The organism is Polaribacter sp. (assembly GCF_039939415.1).
Classification (GTDB): domain Bacteria; phylum Bacteroidota; class Bacteroidia; order Flavobacteriales; family Flavobacteriaceae; genus Polaribacter.
Window position 1 is genome coordinate 41,020 of the sequence record NZ_JBDVJE010000071.1, and the last position, 23,019, is coordinate 64,038.

At 30.1% G+C, this 23,019-nt stretch carries 18 protein-coding genes; 7 read left to right on the forward strand and 11 right to left on the reverse strand.

All coding sequences use genetic code 11. The annotated features are described in order from the left end of the window. Position 1 precedes the first annotated feature (1 nt). The 8 genes from ABJG40_RS11615 to nirB form a co-directional block, all read right to left on the reverse strand. Complete coding sequence (locus ABJG40_RS11615) at positions 2-1,441, reverse strand: rubredoxin (protein ID WP_348024748.1); 1,440 nt, start codon at positions 1,439-1,441, stop codon at positions 2-4. Beyond that, positions 1,438-4,959, reverse strand: coding sequence for a molybdopterin-dependent oxidoreductase (locus tag ABJG40_RS11620; protein ID WP_348024749.1), 3,522 nt, complete (start codon positions 4,957-4,959; stop codon positions 1,438-1,440). The genes ABJG40_RS11615 and ABJG40_RS11620 overlap by 4 nt, the downstream gene beginning before the upstream one ends. 126 nt (positions 4,960-5,085) lie before the next feature. Next, entirely contained in the window at positions 5,086-6,516 is a 1,431-nt protein-coding gene (locus ABJG40_RS11625) for an MFS transporter (protein ID WP_348024750.1), read from the reverse strand. A gap of 171 nt (positions 6,517-6,687) precedes the next feature. Further along, positions 6,688-7,347: a response regulator transcription factor gene (locus ABJG40_RS11630; RefSeq protein WP_348024751.1), complete on the reverse strand. Its 660-nt coding sequence runs from the start codon at positions 7,345-7,347 to the stop codon at positions 6,688-6,690. Between the two features lie 58 nt (positions 7,348-7,405). Beyond that, positions 7,406-9,217 carry an ATP-binding protein gene (locus tag ABJG40_RS11635; protein ID WP_348024752.1) on the reverse strand — a complete coding sequence of 604 codons (1,812 nt, stop codon included), beginning with the start codon at positions 9,215-9,217 and terminating at the stop codon, positions 7,406-7,408. A 14-nt stretch (positions 9,218-9,231) separates the two neighbouring features. Then, positions 9,232-9,816 (reverse strand): DUF4202 domain-containing protein, encoded by a 585-nt coding sequence (locus tag ABJG40_RS11640; RefSeq protein ID WP_348024753.1) that lies wholly within the window; start codon positions 9,814-9,816, stop codon positions 9,232-9,234. A gap of 9 nt (positions 9,817-9,825) precedes the next feature. After that, positions 9,826-10,203, reverse strand: a complete 378-nt coding sequence (gene nirD / locus ABJG40_RS11645; protein WP_348024754.1) for a nitrite reductase small subunit NirD — start codon at positions 10,201-10,203, stop codon at positions 9,826-9,828. A 27-nt stretch (positions 10,204-10,230) separates the two neighbouring features. Then, positions 10,231-12,747 (reverse strand): nitrite reductase large subunit NirB, encoded by a 2,517-nt coding sequence (nirB, locus tag ABJG40_RS11650; RefSeq protein ID WP_348024755.1) that lies wholly within the window; start codon positions 12,745-12,747, stop codon positions 10,231-10,233. A 232-nt stretch (positions 12,748-12,979) separates the two neighbouring features. Between nirB and ABJG40_RS11655 the strand changes: the two genes are divergently transcribed. The 7 genes from ABJG40_RS11655 (at position 12,980) to sufD (ending at position 20,041) form a co-directional block, all read left to right on the forward strand. Continuing rightward, on the forward strand, positions 12,980-13,561 hold the full coding sequence (locus ABJG40_RS11655; RefSeq protein WP_348024756.1) for a HupE/UreJ family protein: 582 nt from the start codon (positions 12,980-12,982) through the stop codon (positions 13,559-13,561). A gap of 228 nt (positions 13,562-13,789) precedes the next feature. Next, entirely contained in the window at positions 13,790-14,215 is a 426-nt protein-coding gene (locus ABJG40_RS11660; RefSeq protein ID WP_348024757.1) for a dCMP deaminase family protein, read from the forward strand. Then, positions 14,208-15,779: a S41 family peptidase gene (locus tag ABJG40_RS11665; protein ID WP_348024758.1), complete on the forward strand. Its 1,572-nt coding sequence runs from the start codon at positions 14,208-14,210 to the stop codon at positions 15,777-15,779. The genes ABJG40_RS11660 and ABJG40_RS11665 overlap by 8 nt, the downstream gene beginning before the upstream one ends. A gap of 179 nt (positions 15,780-15,958) precedes the next feature. Continuing rightward, on the forward strand, positions 15,959-16,288 hold the full coding sequence (locus tag ABJG40_RS11670) for an iron-sulfur cluster assembly accessory protein (protein WP_348024759.1): 330 nt from the start codon (positions 15,959-15,961) through the stop codon (positions 16,286-16,288). A 15-nt stretch (positions 16,289-16,303) separates the two neighbouring features. Continuing rightward, positions 16,304-17,752 (forward strand): Fe-S cluster assembly protein SufB, encoded by a 1,449-nt coding sequence (sufB, locus tag ABJG40_RS11675; RefSeq protein WP_348024760.1) that lies wholly within the window; start codon positions 16,304-16,306, stop codon positions 17,750-17,752. 83 nt (positions 17,753-17,835) lie between these two features. Next, positions 17,836-18,588 carry a Fe-S cluster assembly ATPase SufC gene (gene sufC / locus ABJG40_RS11680; RefSeq protein ID WP_348024761.1) on the forward strand — a complete coding sequence of 251 codons (753 nt, stop codon included), beginning with the start codon at positions 17,836-17,838 and terminating at the stop codon, positions 18,586-18,588. Between the two features lie 139 nt (positions 18,589-18,727). Next, entirely contained in the window at positions 18,728-20,041 is a 1,314-nt protein-coding gene (gene sufD, locus ABJG40_RS11685) for a Fe-S cluster assembly protein SufD (protein ID WP_348024762.1), read from the forward strand. A 60-nt stretch (positions 20,042-20,101) separates the two neighbouring features. Here the strand turns inward: sufD and ABJG40_RS11690 are convergent, their stop codons facing one another. From ABJG40_RS11690 to ABJG40_RS11700, 3 genes are all read right to left on the reverse strand, one after another. Beyond that, the gene (locus ABJG40_RS11690; RefSeq protein ID WP_348024763.1) at positions 20,102-20,626 is read right to left on the reverse strand and encodes a hypothetical protein; all 525 of its coding nucleotides are present in this window, start codon (positions 20,624-20,626) and stop codon (positions 20,102-20,104) included. Positions 20,627-20,715: 89 nt separating this feature from the next. Continuing rightward, positions 20,716-21,405: a peptide chain release factor H gene (prfH, locus tag ABJG40_RS11695; RefSeq protein WP_348024764.1), complete on the reverse strand. Its 690-nt coding sequence runs from the start codon at positions 21,403-21,405 to the stop codon at positions 20,716-20,718. A gap of 195 nt (positions 21,406-21,600) precedes the next feature. Next, a complete protein-coding gene (locus ABJG40_RS11700; protein WP_348024765.1) occupies positions 21,601-22,992 on the reverse strand; it encodes an RtcB family protein in 1,392 nt (463 codons plus the stop codon). Positions 22,993-23,019: the final 27 nt, after the last annotated feature.

Below are 23,019 nucleotides of genomic sequence, written 5' to 3' on the forward strand. Positions count from 1 at the left end.
TTTAAAGTTCTTTTTGTAATACTACTTTCTCAAAACTAGTTTTTGGAGCCTCACAAAGCGAACACACGTAATTCTCTGGTAATTCATTAAAAATGGTTTCTGGTGCAATGCCTTGAGTAATATCTCCAAAAGCTTCATCGTAAATTGTTAAACAATCTTTACATTGATACACTTCTAATTCTGTGGTTTCTTTATTTACAAAAGCTTCTTTTTCCGCTTCTTTTTCACTCCCTAATTGATCAAAATATAATTGACTTAACTCCATTAACAATCCTGGTAATTCTACTTTATCTACGTCTTGAACGTGCATAATGTATTTTCTTGTATTTGGATCAAAATCTTTTGCATACAATAAATTATAAGTGTCTCTAGTTTGAAAATTACCAATCTTTTCTGGTTGTTTATTTTTTTCTACAACTATTGATGTAAAATAATGAGCAGACTTACTGTAGTTTGTAATTCCGAATGTTAAACCATAGGTACTAATATCATTTTGATCGAAGTTAGAAACCAAATATTTCTTTAAATTTAAAGCGTCTTTATTTGCCACAGGAATATGCCAGTTTAACTCTAACATAGAATGACGAACGTTAATACCTCTTTTACCTAAAAATTTTTCCCAAACCAATTTAGACTCTTTTGGAATTCCTTTTACAACAAAAGATTTCCAAGGAGTAATAGATATTTTACCAATCTTATTTTCAGAACACAATTCGCACATTTCTTTTAAGAAAGAAATATCGTATTTATTGTTTCTCCAATACAAACCTAACCAGTATTTATCTATTCCTATTTTGTTCATACCTTCAAAATATGGAAAAGGATAAAAAGGTACATCTAAAGGCTTGTCTACAGTTCTATTATTGGTATCAATTGCATCATTTACCAAATCAAAAATCATTTCTACAGTTTCTGGCTCCTCTTGCAGTATGTTTTCTATTGCTGTTTCTACCTTTCCTAAATCCCAACTATAAATTAAAGCAGGATACATTTGAGTTTTTCTCCATTCTGGAAGTCTTACATACAAATACCAATAATCTTCATGCTCTGAAGCAATAAAGTTTATATTACCAGTAAATAGAGGTACCAAACGTTGTTTGGGATCTATTAGGTTTATTTTTAATTTCGATTTTTGACGAAATTGTTCTAACAAATACAAGTATCTATCTCCTGTTAACCAAGAAGTACTTGGAAAAATATCTGCACAAACATAAGAGGAAACTATGTTCTCTACACCTATTTCATCTGCTTCTACAATTTTTAATTTATCGAACTTTGCAAGATCTTCTTTTTTTGCTTTTTCTGATAATAAAATATCTTGTCTAGAGCCAAAAGAGATGGTTTTTAAACCTAAACTTTCTACAGATTCACAAATATAATTTAGCTCTCCTGGAGATAAAACTCCGCCTTTTACAATCAATCTATTTAGTTGCTTACTCATACTCCTACTTTTGCGTTATTCAATATTTCTCTAACTTCAGTTTTACAACTTCCACAACCTAGACCTGCACCCGTTTTATTACATAATTCTGTAAAATTTGTACAACCTTTAGCAATTTCTTCTTCAATATTTCCAGACCCAACCTGACTACATGAACAAACTAATTCTCCTAACATTGGCGTGTCATTTGAAGCACCTCTTAACAAAGTATCACGCTTATCAGACATTTCAATTTTACTCTCAATTAAAGTTTTAAATTCTGCAAACTCGTTTTTATCGCCCACTAAAACTGCTCCAATTAACAAATCATCTTTAACAATACACTTCTTGTAATATCCTTTAGAAATATCTGTAAATATTACTTCTTCATAACTTGGATCGTTTTCTGGAACAGAAATTTCTCCAATACTACATAGGTTTAAATCGTTAAATTTTAAAATATTCATTAACACAGAACCTTTATATGCTTCACTTATGTCTCCAGCAATAAAGTTGGCTAAAATACCTGCTTGTTCTTCTGCTGCAGATGTAATACCAAATAATTTATTTTCGAATTCTGCTATTTCACCAATGGCAAAAATATCTGGATGAGAAGATTGTAAATGTTGATTCACCTTAACTCCACGTCCGCAATTAATTCCGTTATTTTTAGCAATTTCTATATTGGGTCTTGTGCCAATTGCATACACAATTGCGTTTGCTGTAATGTATTTTCCTGATTTTAGGTTGATGGTTAATTCACCTGTATCTTCATCATCAAAAACAGTACTTACTTCATTATCAAAATAAATTTGAATACCTCTTTCTTGTACATCTTTAGATAATAATTTACTAGAAATGGAATCTAACTGACGTTCCATTAAACGAGAAGCCCTTTGTATAATTGTAATTTTTACATTTTTATGCTTCATTGCTGCTGCTAATTCAAGCCCTAATAAACCACCACCAACGATTACAACATGTTGTTCTTCTGGAGGCAAACCTGTATTATCTAAATAACTTTTAAAACGATCTGCATCTATTTTATTACGCATTGTAAAACGCCCAGGTAAATTTATTTGCACATCTTTAGGGATAAAAGGTCTACTTCCTGTTGCTAAAATTAACTTATCAAAAGTATGTATTTTACCATTAGAATCTGTAACTGTTTTATTATCCTTATCAATATTATTAATAATTTTTTCTGGATGAATTTTAATATCTAAATTGCTTAATTCAGCATTTTTTATTTTTAATAATTGTTCCCAAGTTAATTCTTCTGTAATATATTCTGGCAACAAAACTCTGTTGTAAAACAAGTTTGTTTCTTTAGAAAATACATGAATTTCATCTACTTGATTATAATCTCTATAATTTTGTAAAAAACGAAAAGCTGCAGCACCTGCACCTGCAATTATAATTTTTTCTTTCGGTTTTTTATATTTAACCACAGAAACTGCTGTAAATTTAAAATCTGGTTCTTTAGAAACAGGATCTATATGTGTATTTGTTAAATTATTTGCTCTATTTAAGTTACTTTTTAAAACTTTACCCCAATGCATTGGTAAAAAAACAACACCTTCTTTAATGGCATCTGTTACTTTTGCACGAACTCTTACAACTCCGTTTTTACTTTTAATTTCTGTAATATCTCCATCTTTAATTCCTTTTAGAAAAGCATCAATAGGATTAATTTCTAATACAGGTTTAGGGTAATGTGTTTTTAACCTTGCAACTTTACCGGTTTTAGTCATGGTGTGCCATTGATCTCTAATACGACCTGTAGTTAAAATTAACGGAAATTCATCATTTGTTTTTACAGAAGTATTTTCTATAGTTGATGGCGCATTAAATATTGCTTTTTGAGATGGTGTATAGAATTTTTTATCCTGAAATAAACGTGGTGTTCCTTTACTTCGATATTCATTAACTGGCCATTGAAAAGTACCTTCGTTTTTTAAACGATCATAATTTAAGAAAGAAACATCAATATTTGTGCCTTTGGTCATTGAAGCGTATTCATCATAAATTTCTTCTGCACCGTTAAAATCAAAGCCTCTAAAACCCATTCTTTGTGCAAAATCGCAGAAAATTTCTACATCTGGTCTTGCTTCTCCTGGAGCTTCAATTTCTTTGGGTAAATAAGATATTCTACGCTCAGAATTTGTCATAGTACCTTCTTTTTCTAACCAAGCTGCTGCAGGTAACACTAAATCTGCATACTGCAAAGTATCTGCTTTATGAGAAATTTCTTGTACAACAACAAACTTAGATTTTGCCATTGCTTTTTCTATTTGATGTGAATTTGGCATACTTACCAACGGATTTGTACTAGCAATCCAAACTGCTTTTACTTTTCCGCTTTCTAAGCCATCAAACAATTCTGTTGCTGTTAATCCAGGGTTTGGAGATATTTTATCTACTCCCCAAAATTGCGCAACCTCTCTTCTATGTTCTTCGTTTCCTAAATCTTTATGTACAGCTAGTAAATTTGCCATTCCACCAACTTCACGACCACCCATTGCATTTGGTTGCCCTGTTAATGAAAACGGACCAGAACCTGGTTTACCAACTTGACCTGTAATTAAAGACAAATTTAAAAGCGATGTGTTTTTATCTGTACCAATAACACTTTGATTTAAACCCATTGCCCACATACTTATAAAGCCTTTAGATAAACCAATTATTTCTGCGGCTTTTTGTATATCATCTTCTGGAACTCCACAAATTTTAGAAGCTTGTTTTAAAGTAGTATTAAAAATTACTTTCTTATAATCATCAAAACCTTGAGTATGTTTTTTAATGAAATCTTCATCAATTAATCCGCTTTTATACAATCTTCTACCAATTGCATTGTACAAAACAACATCTGTACCTGGTTTTAATTGTAAATGCAAATCAGCAAAATTTGCAGAATCTGTTTTACGAGGATCAATTACTATAATTTTTACATTCGGATTTTCTTCTTTGCGTTTTTCTATCCTTCTAAATAAAATAGGATGACACCAAGCAGGATTTGCTCCTGTAATTAAAAAACAGTCTGCTAAATCTATATCTTCATAAGAAATTGGCACACTATCTTCCCCAAATGTTTTTTTGTAACCAACCACGGCAGAACTCATACATAAACGTGAGTTGGTATCTATATTATTGGTTCCAATAAATCCTTTTGTTAATTTATTTGCGATATAATATTCTTCTGTTAAACTCTGACCTGATACGTAAAATGCAACTGAATCTGGACCATGTTTTTTTATAATTGATTTAAATACATTGGCAGCTCTATCTAAAGCTGTATCCCAAGAAACTCTTTCTCTAGGATGAGAACGAGACCATCGCATTTCTGGATATAAAATTCTGTCTGAAGTATCATTAGCTACATAATGCAAGTTCATTCCTTTAGAACATAAAAGCCCTTTATTTACAGGATGTTCTTTATCTCCTTCAACAAAAACTTTGTTGTTAATGTCTTTTTTTACGATAATTCCACAACCAACTCCACAATAAGAGCAAGTAGTTTTAACTTCATTTTTAATCATTTAGACTACCATTTTATACTAAATACGACATTAATTTTTTACTATCCTAAGTTTCATTTTATTATTTTGAATAACTTAAAAAAACATACTATGTATTTTTAAATCGACAAAAAAATATTTAGAAAATTAACTTTTTACGTTTACAGGAATTAATTCTGGAATCAAATCTTCTAAATCTTTTGAAGCTTCGTCTTGTTCTTCTTTTGCAGAAAATTTAATAGATAATGCTATAATTCCTGTTGCAACAACTACAAAACCTATTAATAAATATCCACTTGAAACTGCACTAGAAGATGCCGCAGATTGCGCTGCTTTTACCACCTCATCTCCTAAACCTTCACTAGATAAAATAGCTGCTTTTTCTGCTACTGCAGATTTAGATTTTAATAACATGGCTGCTAAAAAAGCCCCAACATTACCACCAGCACCTACAATTCCAGAAACTGAACCAATTGCTTTTTTATTAATAAATGGCACTACAGAAAATGTTGCCCCTTCTGCCATTTGAACACTTAAACTAAATGAAATTAATAATACAATACCTAAAATTAAGCTTGTTGCCCCAGAAAAAGAAATTAGAATAATTCCTTGTAAAGTTAAAATGAAAGATAAGAACAAAACACGCCCTCTTAACCCTTTTAATTTTCCAAATTTATCACCAAAGAAACCTCCTAAAGTTCTTGCAAAAATATTCATTAAAGCAAAAGACAAAACAATGTTACCTGCAGTAACTCTTTCTAATTGAAACGTATTTTGAAGATAATCATCCATCGTTCCATAAACCGTTAATTCAATTCCAAAACTTGCTGCATACACTACAAAAAGAATCCAAACTCTATAGTCTTTTAATACCTCTAAAAAACCAACTTGATCTTTCTTAGTAACCACCATTTCACCTGCAGCCTTTAATTCACTAAAATTTCCTTTTGGAGTATCTTTTGTAAAAAAGAAATACACAATACCCATTAAAAAACAAACCATACCTGCAATTACCATAGAATACCTCCAAGCCTCTGCATCTGCAACACCAAAAGCAACAACTGCTCCTGCAATTAAAGGCATTCCTAACCTGTTTGCTCCTCCACCTAAATTACCCCAACCTGCAGAAGTTGCATTAGCAGTTCCTACAATATTAGGCGCAAACATTAAAGAAGTATGTACTTGAGTAATAACAAATGAAGCTCCAATAAAACCAATAAATAATCTACAAACTAAAAATTGAGTTGGTGTCTGTACTAACCCACATAATATTACAGGAATTGCCCCTAACATTAATAACCATGTATAACATAATCTTGGTCCGTATTTATCACATAATTTACCTATAAGTAAACGTGCAAAAACGGTTCCAGAAACCGCTAATATAATTGAGTTCCATTTTTGGTCTGGTGTTAAACCTAAATCTTTAACAACATCTGGCATAAAAGGCACAATACCAAACCATGCAAAAAAACATAAAAAGAATGAAATTGACGTAATCCAAAATGTACGTGTTGATACGTTTTTAAAATCTAATAAACTTAATTTTGTTGATTTTTCTTGAGCTAAATTGATCATGATACCTATTTTTATGATGTAAAAATAAGTATAAATACTTAGTTTTAATGTTAAAAAATACGTATTTTTATAATTATTAAAAGATTAATAATTAGGTAATAGTGATTTTAAGAATATGCTAAAATTAAGCTATAAAATTACGAGTAATAAAAACAAAAAATTATAAAACATCTATATTAAATGATATTCTTTTGCTTTAGTGGTAAGTTCTTGAAGGTTTTTAGCCTCTAACTTTTTCATTAAATTAAAACGATGAACCTCTGCAGTACGCTTACTAATAGATAATTCTTCTGCAATATCTTTATTGTTCTTCAATTCTAAAACTAAACTAAGTATTTGTTTTTCTCTCTTTGTTAATTTAAAAGGAAGCTCTTTAACTTTTGTTTTAGTTTTTTGAAATTTAGTAGCATTTCCGTTTACAAAATTATTCATAATAATAGAAGAAACATCTCCTGTAAAATACTTACCTCCTGCAGCAACCTTAGTTACCGCTTTTAAAAACTCTTCTTTACTTGCTCCTTTTAATAAATAACCATCTGCACCTGCTTGTATAGATTTTACAACATATTCTTCAGAATCATGCATAGAAAGCATTAATGTTTTTATATCAATTTTTTGTTTTTTAATTTCTGCTACAGCTTCAATTCCATTCATTTCTGGCATACGAATATCAATAATTAAAACATGAGGCTTGTTTTTAGCTATAACCTCTAAAGCTTCTTTTCCGTTAGAAGCTTCATCAATAACCATAATTCCTGTTTGATCTTCTAAAAGCGCTTTAATTCCATCTCTTACTAAGATGTGGTCATCTGCCAAAACTACATTAATCATAACTGTATATATTTTATACTTACAAAAATAAGAATTTTAAGTAAAACTACGTATTTTTTTAAATCGGGATATTTAAAGTAACTCTAGTTCCTTTTCCTAATTCAGAATTTAAGAACAGTCTACCATCAATATATTTAATACGTTCTTTCATAAAAGTCATTCCCATTCCACCATCTCCATTTTTAACTTTCTTTACTTTTGATGGCTCAAAACCTTTTCCATCATCATCAATATTAATGCTTAAAATATTTTTACTATGAGAAAGTGACACTAAAATATGTGAGGAATTTGCATATTTTATGGCATTATTAATTGCTTCTTGGGTAATTCTATAAATATTTATTTCTACTAAAGAGTCTAATCGTTGATTAAAATCTGTTTTATTGTACAAAACAATTTCCTTACCCGTTAACCTACCTAATTCTTGAGTTAATTTATTAATTGCTGGCACAATACCATGATCTGATAATTCTGGTGGAGTTAAGTTAAAAGTTGCAGTTCTAACACCTTTAATAATGTTTGCAGTTAACTCTTTTAAATGCTCTATTTTAGAATTTGTTTTTTCAATATCTTTGGTATTGATACTTTCTAAATTATACTTTAAACCTGTTAACATTTGCCCAATTCCATCATGAACATCTTTGGCAATTCTGTTTTGTTCTTTTTCTTGATTTTCAATAATCTTACTAGAGATTATTTTTTGCTGGCTCATTTTCTCTTCAAAACTAGCCTTTGTTAACCTTTCTATTTCTAATTGAGCCGCTTTTCTATCTGTGATTTCTGATCCTATAATTAATAACTCTAACTTGTCTTCTGTTGGTCTGTAAGGAATAATAGACATTTCTAACCAAATATCTTTACCTGCTTTTGTGGTTGCTTTAACCTCTCCTTGCCAACCTGTTTTTTTATTTTTATCAATTAAAAGTTCTAAAGCAATTTGTTCGTTATTATTACTTGACAAAACATTCCAAAACAAAACTTCTTTTGTAAATTTAGACAACTTAAATAAGCGAGAAAACTTGTTTCCCATATGAATTAAATTTCCTTTAGGAGAAATTCTTGCAAACAATAAAGTTTCATCCATGGCATGACTTAAGGTTTTTAATTCTTTCATGGATTTTTCTTTAGCGATACTTAACAAATCTGCATCAAAAGCCATTTTTTTAGCTTTTTTTTCTGCTATCAATAATTCTGTAAGTGTTGCTTTTACAGATTTTGCTGTAGGCCAAAAAATAAATAGTAGTTCTACTAACAAAATTAGTAAAGTAAAGCCCATTAAAAAGAACTCTAACTTACGCAACCAAACAACTTTTTCATCTGCCTCTAAATCATATTGATTTACAATTTCATCCATTATTAATAAAAATGAGCCTTCGTTGTTTGTAACTTCATTAATTTCTGGCGCTAAGTTTTCTATAGGAATTAAAGCATTTTTATCTAATTTTTTTACAATTGACTTTGAGGCTTTTTGGATGGTTTTAAAAACCGGATTTATAACTTTAAATTTATTCTTAACTTCTGTACTGTTTTGCTTTGGAAGCCCTAGACTGTCATTACCTTTTTGAAGTGAATTATGAGATAACTCCCATAAATAAAGTGTTTTTTTTATCTTATTTTTAAATAAAAGTCTTGCTTTTTCATTAGAGGAAACAGAAAGAGAAACAATTTCTTTTGTTAATTTCTGACTCAACATTCTTTGCCTACCTGCAATATTAATTACAGTAGAATCGCTTTTTTGAGTTTCTAGATGATTTCTAACTAAAAATTGACTGATAATTACAGAGAGTGCAATTGTACTTAAAGCTATTACATATAAACGACTTAATTTATTAAACGTTCTTTGGTCTAATGAATTAGCATTTTTTGTCATTTTAAATTACATTTTTAAGAAATTGCTTTTTTTACTAAAGCTAAACTTTTATCAGAAAAAGGAAGTGTTAATGCAGCTTTATGACCTTTTTTAGACATTTTTATCCAGGTTTTTTTTAAAATATCAATTACCTTTTCATCTGTATGTTTTGCGGCAAACTCTTCGAAATAGTAATCTAAAAAAACCAAGCAAATAGTATCTTCTAAAGCTTGTGCTTCTTCATTCTTTTTTAGTAGTTTTTTTAATATAATTTTCTGAACTCTTTCTACAAATTGATTATCAAAACCTACTTGTTCTAAAATTTCTCCAGTAATTTTTGCGTGCATTTTTTTTAATTCTTCACGCCATTTTAAATACCCAACTCTATCCATTGGATATTCATTTCTTGCAATTTTCCAACGACAAATATGTTGTGCTCTTGCTGCAACTTGCAATGCTTTAGATGCATTTGGCTCAAATTGCAATAACTTTCTTGTCATTCTTTGAGAATACAGCAATTCTTTAGGGTATGCTATATCTGCTACTTGATATGTGGTTGTGTCTTCAGCATTTTTCTGATCAATAATTGCAATTGCAGTTTCAAATCTTGTTGGCTTCATTTCTTGGCTTTATTCTGAAAAGCCAATATACACATTTTCTCCTTCAATTTTAACAGGATAGGTAGCAATTGGATCTAAATCTCCGTTTAAATTTTCTCCTGTTTCTAATGAAAACGTTTTTTTATGTAAGGGACATGCAACCATTGGAGTTCCATTATGATCACCAATCATACCTCTACTTAAAACCATTTCTTGTTTTTCTGGTGATAAATTTTGGCATGCATACCATTTGTTTAGTCTTTCAAAATTAAATACAGCAATTTGCAAATCATTGTACTTAACACAAGCTCCACCATCTTTTGGAAAAGCATTAATTGAAGCAGCTTTAAACCAAATTTTTACATCCTCTAACTTCGTTGTTTTATATTTATTTAGAATTCCTTCCATTTTACTTTAATTTTTAAAACTTTTTAATTATTTCCAAGGTTCTGGCATTTTTTGATCTCTTAAAGGAACAAAAACTAAGTTGTCATCTTCTTCTTCACTGTTTACAAAATGATTAAAACGTTTCATTGTTTCTGGATCATTAACTGCTTGGGTCCACTCACATTCAAACTTATTTACTAAAGTTTGCATCTCTTTTTCTAAATCTTCAACTATACCTAATTTATCATCAATAATAACTTCTTTTAAATAATCTAAACCACCTTCTAATCTATCTTGCCACGCAGCAGTACGTTGTAATGGTTTGGCTGTACGCATGTAAAACATTAAATAACGGTCTATGTATTTAATTACAGTTTTATTATCTATCTGTTCTGCTAATAATTCTGCATGCCTTGGTGTTGCACCACCATTTCCACCAACATATAAATTCCAACCACCTTCTACAGCAATTAAACCAAAATCTTTTCCGCGAGCTTCTGCACATTCTCTAATACAACCAGAAACTCCACCTTTAATTTTATGAGGTGCACGAATACCTCTATAACGATTCTCTAGTTCTATACCAAAACTTACACTTTCATCCATTCCGTAACGACACCAAGTAGACCCCACACATGTTTTTACTGTTCTTAAAGATTTACCATAAGCATGTCCACTTTCGAAACCATGACTTATTAATTCTTTCCAAATTAAAGGTAGTTGATTTAATGTTGCACCAAATAAATCAATACGAACACCACCTGTTACTTTTGTATATAAATCGTATTTCTTAGCAATTTGACCAAGAGCAATTAATTTATCTGGAGTAATTTCTCCTCCTGGAACACGAGGTACCACAGAATAAGTACCATTTCTTTGAATGTTTGCTAAAAATCGATCGTTAGAATCTTGAATAGCATATTCTTTATTAGCAGTATCTGCATTGATACTTGCCATTAAAGAAGCTACCAAAGGCTTACATAGCTCGCAACCATGACCAACATTTCCATGATTGTCTAATACTTCATCAAAAGTAGTATATCCTTTTACTTGTATAATTTTATATAAATCTTGCCTGCTTAAATCAAAATGTTCACAAACTCCTTCTTTAACCTCTATACCTAAAGATTTAAGAGTTGCATTGGTTAAATCTGTTACCATAGGCTTACAACCACCACAACCAGTTCCTGCTTTTGTACAGCTTACAACATCTGCAACATCTTTAGCTTTACCACTTTCAATTACTCCACAAATTTGGCCTTTGGTAACACTTTCGCAAGAACATATTTGCGCTTCATCTGGCAAATCCATTACATCTCCAAAAGAACCACCTCCATCACCTGCTGGTAAAATTAATTGTGCTGGATCTTCAGGAATTTTCATTCCGTTTAAATAAATTTGATGTAACATACTGTAATCTGAAGCATCACCTACTAAGATTCCTCCTAATAAAGATTTACCATCTAAACTTACATTAATTCTTTTATATAAATGTTGTGTTTTATTTTCAAATATGATAGAATGTCCTTTAGCAGCAGGCATAAAAGGCTCTCCAAAACTTGCTACATCTACACCAATTAATTTTAATTTGGTAGACATATCAATATCTGCTGGCATTAAACTATCTATTTCACCTAAAATCTGGTTTACAGCAACACCTGCCATATCATAACCTGGAGCCACTAAACCGTAAATCATTTGATTATACAAAGCAACCTCACCAATTGCATAAATATTTTCATCTGAAGTTTGCATTTTATTGTTTACTACAATTCCACCACGAGTTCCCATTTCTAACCCACAAGTTTTACCAAGCTCATCTCTTGGTCTAATTCCTGCAGAAACCACCAACATTTCTACACTTAAAACATCATCTTCTCCAAATTCCATACCGATAATATGGTCTTCTCCTAAAATTTGATTGGTTGCTTTACTTAAATGTATATTTAATCCTATAGATTCTAATTTTAACTGCAACACCTTACTACTTCTTGCATCTAATTGTCTTGGCATTAGTTTAGGTGCAAACTCTACAATATGTGGCTCTAAACCCATATCCATAACAGCTTTACCAGCTTCTAAACCTAATAAACCACCACCTAAAACTGCTGCTTTAGCTTTTGGGTTAGCTTCTTTTAATTTAGCAGCGTATGCTAACATACCTTCTAAATCTTCAATTGTTCTATACACAAAAACACCTTCTTTCTCTACTCCTTTAATTGGTGGAACAAAAGCAGAAGAACCTGTTGCTAATACTAAATAATCATAATTAAAAGTTCTATTTTTTGCAGTAATTATGGTTTTTGTTTCTTTTTGAATATCTGTAACTCTTTCGTCTACAACTAAGTCTATTCCGTTTTCTTTATACCATTCTGCAGGCGCCATTTCTAAAGCTTTCGCATCTTGATTTTCGAAAAATTCACTTAAATGAACTCTATCATAAGCAGGTCTTGGCTCTTCACCAAAAACAATAACTTTAAAATTTTCATTTCCTGATGCTGCTACAAATTTTTCACAAAATTTATAACCAACCATTCCATTACCAACAACAATAATTGTTTTCATAATTACGTATTTTACACAACAAAACTACGTATTATTACTTATTTTTTTAGTTTCAAGTCATTATTTTTTAATTAGAAAGTAAATTTTTATCAATTTGAAAAAATAAAACAATGAAAATGAATATTCTACAAAATAGGTTTCTTAGAAATATGAATTCTGTATTTGCATATTTAAGTTTTTTACTTAGAAGTTTTTAATATCTTTGGAATCTTCTTTTAATTTAAACTTAAAAATGGACGAATTTATCCTCTACTTTAAAATGGGTCTTAACCATGTGTTAGACTTCTCTGCTTACGATCATATTTTATTTTTAATTGTTTTAGCTGTTGTTTTTAGTTTTAACCAATGGAAAAAAGTGCTTTGGTTGGTTACTCTTTTTACTATTGGGCATTCGGTTACATTAGCATTGTCTGCTTATGGAGTTCTAAAAATTAAAATGAATTTAATAGAATTTTTAATTCCTGTAACTATATTTATTACTGGTTTTATTAATGTTATTACCGCTAAGAAATCATCGGCTGGAAAAGAAAATACTAATTTAATTTTTGCAGTATTTTTTGGATTAATTCATGGTTTAGGTTTTTCTAATTATTTTAAAATGATGATTGGTAAAGAAGAAAATAAACTTTTTCCTTTATTAGAATTCGCTCTAGGTATTGAAGCTGCTCAAATAATTATTGTTTTTGGTATTTTAATAATTGGTACGATTCTTCAAAACTTTTTTAAGGTTACAAAAAGAGATTGGATTTTGGTTTGCTCATCTATTGTAATTGGTTTTGCAATACAAATGATGTTAGACCGCGTTTTTTGGTAAAAGAAAATGTTTTGTTTTTTTTTTAAGCTAGCAAGTAGGTTGCGTTAGGGATTGAAAGGTTTGTTTGAGCTCTTTTTTGTTTTTACAAAAAAAGCGAGTAGTGAAAGCCCGACCTGAAAGGAAACGTCTAAAATATTTTTTCATTATTTTTTATAATTGTAAAAATTGATTTAAATTTTGTCTTATAATTAACGTCTTATTTCTTCAAATCTTTTTACTTTCGTTTTAATGACTGATAAAAAACAATTAAAATACGATAGAGCTTACTTAAAAATGGCTTTTGAATGGGGGAAACTCTCACATTGTAAACGCAAACAAGTTGGAGCTTTAATTGTAAAAGATAGAATGATAATTTCTGATGGTTTTAACGGAACTCCAACTGGTTTTGATAATTGTTGTGAAGATGAAGAAGGCATTACTAAATGGGAAGTTTTACATGCAGAAGCAAATGCAATTTTAAAAGTTGCATCTTCTACTCAATCTGCAAAAGGATCTACTTTATATATTACTTTATCTCCCTGTACACAATGCAGTAAATTAATTCATCAGGCAGGAATAAAACGTGTGGTTTTTGCTAACTCTTACAGAGATACTTCTGGAATCGATTTTTTAGCAAAAGCTGGTGTAGAAATTATGCATTTACCTTATGAATAATAAAAATAACTTACCTATTTATTTTTCGATAGCTGTAGTTTTAGGAATAATTATTGGTATTTCTTTAAATGGCAGCTCATCTAACATGTTGTCTTTGTCTAAAAACGCTTCGCAAGAAATGAAGATTAAAAGACTAATAAACTTTATTGAAAAAGATTACGTAGATACTGTAAACACAGAATCTTTATTAGATGGTGCAATTAATGAAATGTTGGGTAAATTAGATCCTCATTCTGTTTACATTCCAAAAGAAAACTTACAAGCTGTTAAAGAGAATATGCAAGGTAATTTTGTTGGTATTGGTGTTCAATTTAGAATGATAAAAGACTCTATTACTGTAATTCAACCTATAAAAGGAGGGCCAAGTATTAAAGCAGGAATTAAAGCTGGTGATAGAATTTTAATGGCAGATAAAGACACCTTATTTGGTAAAAAAATGTTTAGCAATAAAGTTCCTCAATATTTAAAAGGGAAACCAAACACAAACGTTACGCTCCAAGTTTATAGAAAAAGTAATGATTCTCTTTTTAATGTAAATATAACTCGTGGAAAAGTAAATATTAAAAGTGTAGATATTTCTTATATGGTTAATGACTCTGTTGGGTATATTAAATTAGATCGTTTTGCAGCCAATACATACAAAGAATTTAAATCTTCTTTAAACACACTTATAGATAATGGAATGACAGATCTTGTTTTAGATTTAAGAGGAAATGGGGGTGGTTTTGTACATATAGCAAATGAAATTATTGATGAATTTTTAGAAGATGATAAATTAATTGTTTTTACTAAAAACAATAAAAATAAAATAGATGAATCTTTTGCAACTTCTAAAGGTAGTTTCGAAAAAGGTGGTTTATATGTTTTAATTGATGAAGGTTCTGCATCTGCATCAGAAATTGTTGCAGGAGCTCTACAAGATAATGATAAAGGTACCATTATTGGACGTCGTTCTTTTGGTAAAGGTTTAGTACAAGTAGAAATGGATTTAGGAGATGGTTCTGCAGTTCGTTTAACAACTGCCCGTTATTACACACCAACTGGCCGTTCTATACAAAAACCATATTCTAAAAACGGAAATAAAAACTACTATAAAGACTATCAACAAAGAATTTCTAATGGAGAACTTTTAAATAAAGACAGTATAAAAGTAATAGATTCTTTAAAATTTACTACACCAAAAGGTAAAGTTGTTTATGGTGGTGGTGGTATTATACCAGATGTGTTTGTTGCTGTAGATACTACTTCTTACATGACTAATTTCTATTTTAACTCATTAAATAATTATGCTTTTGATTATGTAGATAACAATAGAAAAGATTTAGAAAAATGGACGATTAATAGCTTTATAAAAGGTTTTGATAAAGAAGAAACTGTTTTTAATAATTATTTATCAAAAATAAAAGACAGAGCAAACCCATCTTTTAAAATGAAGCAAAACTTAAAAAAATCTTTAAAAGCATCTATTGCAAACACGCTGTTTGGTGATGTTGGTTTTTACAGAATTATGCATCAAGATGATAAAATGTTACAAAAAGTATTAGAGTTAGAAAACACGAACTAGCTTAATTTACTGTTATAATTATAATTTGAGGTAACTCTACATATACTTAAAAAAATATAGCATAACTTAATAATCAATAAAACCAATTGTTATATTAAGTTTCATAATGAAAGTTTGCAATTTTTATTCGACTTATATCGTATATTTGCAAACAATTTAGATTTAATCTATTTAAAATTATGATAAAAGTTTCAGACACAGCAAAGAAAAAAGTCAGAGAATTAATGACTGATGATGGCTTTGACCCAGCTACAGATTTTGTAAGAGTTGGTGTTAAAAGTGGAGGTTGTTCAGGATTGTCTTACGACTTAACTTTTGATAATAAAAAAGAAGAAAACGATAAAGTTTTTGAAGAAAATGAGGTAAAAATCATTGTCGACAAAAAAAGCTTTTTATATTTAGTAGGAACTACTTTAGAATACTCAGGAGGATTAAACGGAAAAGGATTTGTTTTTAACAATCCGAACGCAAACAGAACATGCGGTTGTGGTGAATCGTTTTCACTTTAAAAATTTAAGATAAAGATGTCAAAATATACAGAAGACGATTTAGAAAAAGAATTAGAAACCCAAGAATATAAATACGGTTTTTATACAGATATAGAAAGTGATACATTTCCTGTTGGTTTAAACGAAGATGTTGTAAGAGCAATTTCTAAAAAGAAAAACGAGCCAGAATGGATGACTGAATGGCGTTTAGAAGCTTTTAGAGTTTGGGAACAAATGGAAGAACCAGAATGGGCAAATGTGCATTATGAGAAACCAAAATTTCAAGACATTGCTTACTATTCTGCTCCAAAAGCAAAACCAAAATTAAACTCTTTAGATGAAGTTGATCCAGAATTATTGGACACTTTTAAGCGTTTAGGAATTTCTTTAGACGAACAAAAAAAATTAGCCAATGTTGCTGTAGATATTGTTATGGATTCTATTTCTGTAGCGACTACTTTTAAGAAAACATTAGGTGAAAAAGGTATTATCTTTATGCCTATTTCTGAAGCAATTCAAGAACACCCAGAATTGGTTAAAAAATATTTAGGAACTGTTGTACCAACAAAAGACAACTTTTATGCAGCATTAAATTCGGCAGTTTTTTCTGATGGATCTTTCTGTTACATTCCAAAAGGCGTAAAATGTCCAATGGAATTATCAACATACTTTAGAATTAACGAAGGAGGAACAGGACAATTTGAAAGAACACTAGTTGTTGCAGACAAAGGAAGTTACGTTTCTTATTTAGAAGGTTGTACAGCACCAAGTAGAGATGAAAATCAATTACACGCAGCTGTTGTAGAATTAATTGCAATGGATGATGCAGAAATTAAATATTCTACTGTACAAAACTGGTATCCTGGTAATAAAGAAGGAAAAGGTGGAGTTTACAATTTTGTAACCAAAAGAGGTTTGTGTGAGAAAAACGCAAAAATTTCTTGGACGCAAGTAGAAACTGGTTCTGCAGTTACTTGGAAATATCCTTCTTGTATATTAAAAGGAGATAATTCTGTTGGTGAATTTTACTCAATTGCAGTAACAAACAACTACCAACAAGCAGATACAGGTACAAAAATGATACACTTGGGTAAAAACACCAAGTCAACTATAATTTCTAAAGGTATTTCTGCAGGAAAATCTCAAAACTCTTATAGAGGATTAGTTCAGATAAATTCTAGAGCAGAAAACGCTCGTAATTTCTCTCAATGTGATTCTTTGTTAATGGGTAATGAATGTGGAGCACACACTTTCCCTTATATAGAAACTAAAAATAAATCTGCACAAATAGAACACGAAGCAACTACAAGTAAAATTGGTGAAGACCAATTATTTTACTGTAATCAACGTGGAATTGATACAGAAAAAGCAATTGCACTAATTGTAAACGGATTTAGTAAAGAGGTTTTAAATAAACTTCCTATGGAATTTGCTGTAGAAGCTCAAAAATTATTAGAAATTAGTTTAGAAGGCTCTGTAGGATAAACAGACATTCACCAACTAAAAAAGTATATCAACAATAAAATAATGCTGATAGCCAAAAGCTAAAAGCCAATAGCATAAACAAGATGTTAAAAATAGAAAACTTAAAGGCAGAAATAGAAGGAAAATCAATCTTAAAAGGATTGAATTTAGAAGTAAAAGCTGGTGAAGTACATGCAATTATGGGACCAAATGGTGCTGGTAAAAGTACAATGGCTTCTGTTATTGCGGGTAAAGAAGAATATGAAGTTACTGATGGAACTATTGAATTAAATGGTGAAGATATTAGTGAACTTGCACCAGAAGAAAGAGCACATAATGGTGTGTTTTTATCTTTTCAATATCCTGTAGAAATTCCTGGAGTTTCTGTAACTAACTTCATTAAAACTGCTATTAACGAAACTCGTAAAGCAAAAGGTTTAGAAGATATGCCTGCAAAAGACATGTTAAAAATGATTCGTGAAAAATCTGAATTGTTAGAAATAGACCGCAAATTCTTATCTAGATCTTTAAACGAAGGGTTTTCTGGAGGAGAAAAGAAACGTAATGAAATTTTTCAAATGGCAATGTTAGAACCAAAATTAGCCATCTTAGATGAAACGGATTCTGGTTTAGATATTGATGCTTTGCGTATTGTTGCAAATGGTGTAAATAAATTAAAATCTAAAGACAATGCAGTAATTGTAATTACACATTACCAACGTTTATTAGATTATATAGTACCTGATTTTGTACACGTTTTACATGATGGTAAAATTGTAAAGTCTGGTGATGCTTCTTTGGCTTTAGAATTAGAAGCAAAAGGTTATGATTGGATTAAGCAAGAACTTGTAAAATAAGTTTGCAGTAAAATCAGTAGCAGAATACAGTGAGCAACTGTGTGAAAATTAGTTAAGAATAAAAAAATAATCAGTCATCAATAGTTATATGAAAATTCATAAACTATTAACTGAAGACTGAAGACTGAAGACTGAAATAATGGAATTAAAAGATAAATTATTATCATCATATGTAGCTTTTGAAAATCGTGTAGATACAAATACTGATGTACATGAAATTCGTTCTAAAGCGCTTAAAAGTTTCGAAGATTTAGGATTTCCTACAAAGAAATTAGAAGCTTGGAAATACACTTCTTTAAACTCAGTTTTAAAAGAAGATTACAGTTTATTTCCTAACAAAGGTGTTGCTGTAGAATTAGCAGATGTAAAAAAGTATTTTATACATGATATAGACACTTACAAAGTTGTTTTTATTGATGGAAAATATAGCCCGTTTTTATCTGAAACTACACATGAAAATATTGATGTGTGTTTAATGTCTGCTGCATTAAGTAAACCAAAATACAAAGCTGTAATTGATAACTACTTTAATAAAATAGCAAAACAAGACAATTTAACATCGTTAAATACGGCATTTGCAACAGAAGGAGCTTACATAAATATTCCTAGAAATATTGAAGTAGAAAAGCCAATTCAAATTATAAATTTTACAACAGGTTCTGAGGCTGCAACAATGTTGCAACCAAGAAATTTAATTGTTGTTGGCGAAAATTCTCATGTACAAATTATAGAACGTCATCAAAGTTTAACAAGTAATCCTGTTTTAACAAATGCGGTTACAGAAATATTTGCTGATAAAAGAGCTTTTGTAGACTATTACAAAATTCAGAATGATGATATTAAAGCTTCTTTAGTTGATAATTCTTATGTAGAACAACAGTCTAATAGTGTGGTTTCTGTACATACTTTTTCTTTTGGAGGAAATATTACTAGAAACAACTTAAACTTCTTTCAAAAAGGAGAATACATAGATTCTATTTTAAAAGGAATTACAATTAGCGAAGGAAAGCAACATATAGATCATCACACTTTAGTGCATCATATTACACCAAATTGTGAATCTCATCAAGATTATAAAGGGATTTATGATGATAAATCTACAGCTGTTTTTAACGGTAAAGTAATTGTTGAAAAAGAAGCTCAGAAAACAAATGCTTATCAGCAAAACAATAATGTTTTAATGAGTGACAAAGCAACAATTAACGCTAAACCTCAACTAGAAATTTTTGCAGATGATGTAAAATGTTCTCACGGTTGTACTATTGGTCAGTTAGATGATAATGCTTTATTTTACATGCAACAACGTGGAATTCCGAAAAAAGAAGGGAAAGCATTATTAATGTTTGCTTTTGCAAATACAGTTTTAGAAAGCGTTAAAATACCAGAGGTAAAGTCTAGAATTACAAAAATAATTGCCAAAAAATTAGGTGTAGATATTGGTTTCGATCTTTAGAAACATTTACTTATATAAAACATAAAACCACGCTAAAAGCGTGGTTTTATGTTTATAGCATTATTTTTTCTTCTCCTTGTTTTTAGATAATTTTACTTTCTTTTTTTTAGGCATTTTCTCTTTAATACGATCTTTTTCTATATTAATATCAGCCATAAAATCTGTATTATAAGCATACTCTTTTGCCTTTTTTATAAAAGTTAGTGCATCTTTATACTCTTTTAACTGTTCAAACAAAATGGCTTTCTTTAAATATAAAACACCTTTGTCTGATCCTTTTATGGTTAATGCAAAATCGATAAACTCATCTACTTCTTTAAAATCTTCATTCCATAAAAGTGTATTTATATACGGTATATATACTTCAAAGGCATGAATGTTTTCTGCTAAAGCTTGTTTAAAATAAACAATTGCTTCTTCATATTTATATAACTTTTCTGAATGTACTCTTCCCATTAAAGTTAAAGCCATTGTGTTTTTTTCATCATAAGACAAGGCATAATTCAATGCTTCCATTACTTCTTCTAAATCGTAAGGATAGTTTTCTAATGCTTTAAACACGTAGTTGTTTACTAATGTTCCCATTTTGTTTTTGCTTTTTACGTTTGTCATTTCGAGCGAAGTCGAGAAATCTCAAAGACCTTTCGACTTCGCTCAAGGTGACATTCGTGCTATTATTCTAATTGTTTTCGTAAATCATTTTTTAATTGATTTCTCTTATTCTTAAATGATTTACTTTTTTTAATTTGTTTAAAATCACTTCCTGTAAAAACTCTAATAGGATTTCCTCTTTCTAATTTTTGATGATTTTCCCATTGATTTTTTAACTGCTCTTTTGCTTGGTCTACATTAAAATTGATAACCTTTTCTTGTAATCTTTTAATCGCTATTTTTTTATTTTGATGTTGAGATCTGCTATCCATAACCAACACTTGTAAACCTGTTGTATGTTTTGCTCTTATTGCAGAACTTACTTTGTTTACATGCTGACCTCCTGCTCCTGAACTTCTTATTGCTTGAAATTGAATTTCATTTTCATTGATTTGTATTGTTGATGAATCTTGAATTTCAAAACAGCCAATAAACCAGTTTTTACGTTTGTGTAATTTTCTAAATGTTGATATACCAATCCATTGAATTGTACCCAACCAATTTGTTAAAAAATCAGCAAGATGGTTTCCTTTTAATTGTATGCTTACAGATTGCACTGTGCCATTTTGGAGTCCGTTTTCTTTATGAAGAATTGTATACTCAACCTTATTGGTTATCAATTCTTTTAGAAATATTTTTAACACTTTTGCAACTACAAAGGCACATTCTAAAGGTCCTTTTCCTGCTGATATTTGTATTATTTTAGTTTTCATTTTTAAATGTTCTTTTTACTGTTATTTTGACTTTATGGAGAAATCTTATTATTTAAAAAAGATTTTTCGACTTCACCTTGTTTCGCTCAAAATGACAGATTTATTTTAATTTGCTTGCGTTAAGGATTGAAACGACATCCTTTTTGCTTTTTCTGCAAAAAGATATAGTGTAAAGCCTGTTAAAACGCCCAAATACTAGGTATCCATTCTTACAATTTTTGGTGTAAATGTGCCTAACACTTCTACCAATTCTTGCTGATTTGCCATCACTTTTTTGATGTTTTTGTAAGCCATTGGTGCTTCATCAATTCCACCTCCAATAAGTGTAACATCGTTTATTTTTAGTTGATGTTTTACATCACTTTTTGTGAATTTTTCTTTACACTTTCTACGAGAATGCTTTCTACCTGCTCCATGAGAAGCTGATTGCAAACTTTCTTGATTTCCTAAACCACGAACTATAAAACCTGGAGCTGTCATAGAACCTGGAATAATACCCAACGTGTTTTTTTGTGCTGGAGTTGCTCCTTTTCTATGCACAATACACTCTTTGCCATTTACAGTTTCTTTCCACGCAAAATTGTGATGATTCTCTATTTTCACAATTGGTTTCGCACCCAATTCTTTGGCAATTCTATCGTGAATATTATCATGACAAGCTTTAGCATAATCGCCAGCTAAATTCATTGCCAACCAATATTCTTGTCCATCATGCGTGTTTAAATCTAACCAAGCCAAATGCTGTACATTTTTTGGTAAATGACATTGTTTTGTTGCCAAATACGTGTAATGTTTTGCAATATTTGCACCTAAACCTCTAGAACCACTATGTGATAAAACACCAATATAATCACCAATTTTTAATCCAAATTCATTGTTTTCTTCTGTAATTGAAACTGTACCAAATTCTACAAAATGATTTCCGCTACCAGAAGTTCCTAATTGTTTATACGCTTTGTCTTTTAAGCGTTTTATTAGCGGAATTTCTGTAAACTCATCTCTATAAAATATTTCATGATCTTGTTTTTTATCGTGCGTTTCTCGCATTCCGAATTTTGTGTGATTCTTTAAAATATTTTCATATTGATGTTGTTTTCCTTTTAAAAAAGAAACTGGAATCGGGTAAATTGTTAAACACATTCTACAACCAATATCTACACCTACTCCATAAGGAATTACTGCATTTTCTGTGGCTAAAACTCCGCCAATTGGCAAACCATAACCATAATGTGCATCTGGCATTAAAGCTCCTTGCACAGCAATTGGTAATTTTAATGCATCGTACAATTGAAACTTTGCTTGTTCATCTATTTCATTTTCGCCATAAATAGAAAATGGAACTCTTGTATTTTTTAATTGATGCATTTTTACTTCTACAGGTTTTACTAAACCTTCTGCAACTTTACCCCAAATGGCATTTCCTTGAAACTTTTCTGGTGCTAAAAGCACTTCTTTTGCTTCTTCTAAAATGCGTTCTTTCTTTTCTCTTTTTCTGTATCTATTAATTTGCCCTAATGCAATATTGATACTATTATTCTTTGGAAAGCCTAATTTAATTAGGTCTTTTCCTTTTAATTTATTTCCCATGATATTTTATCTTTTATTAAGAGAAGA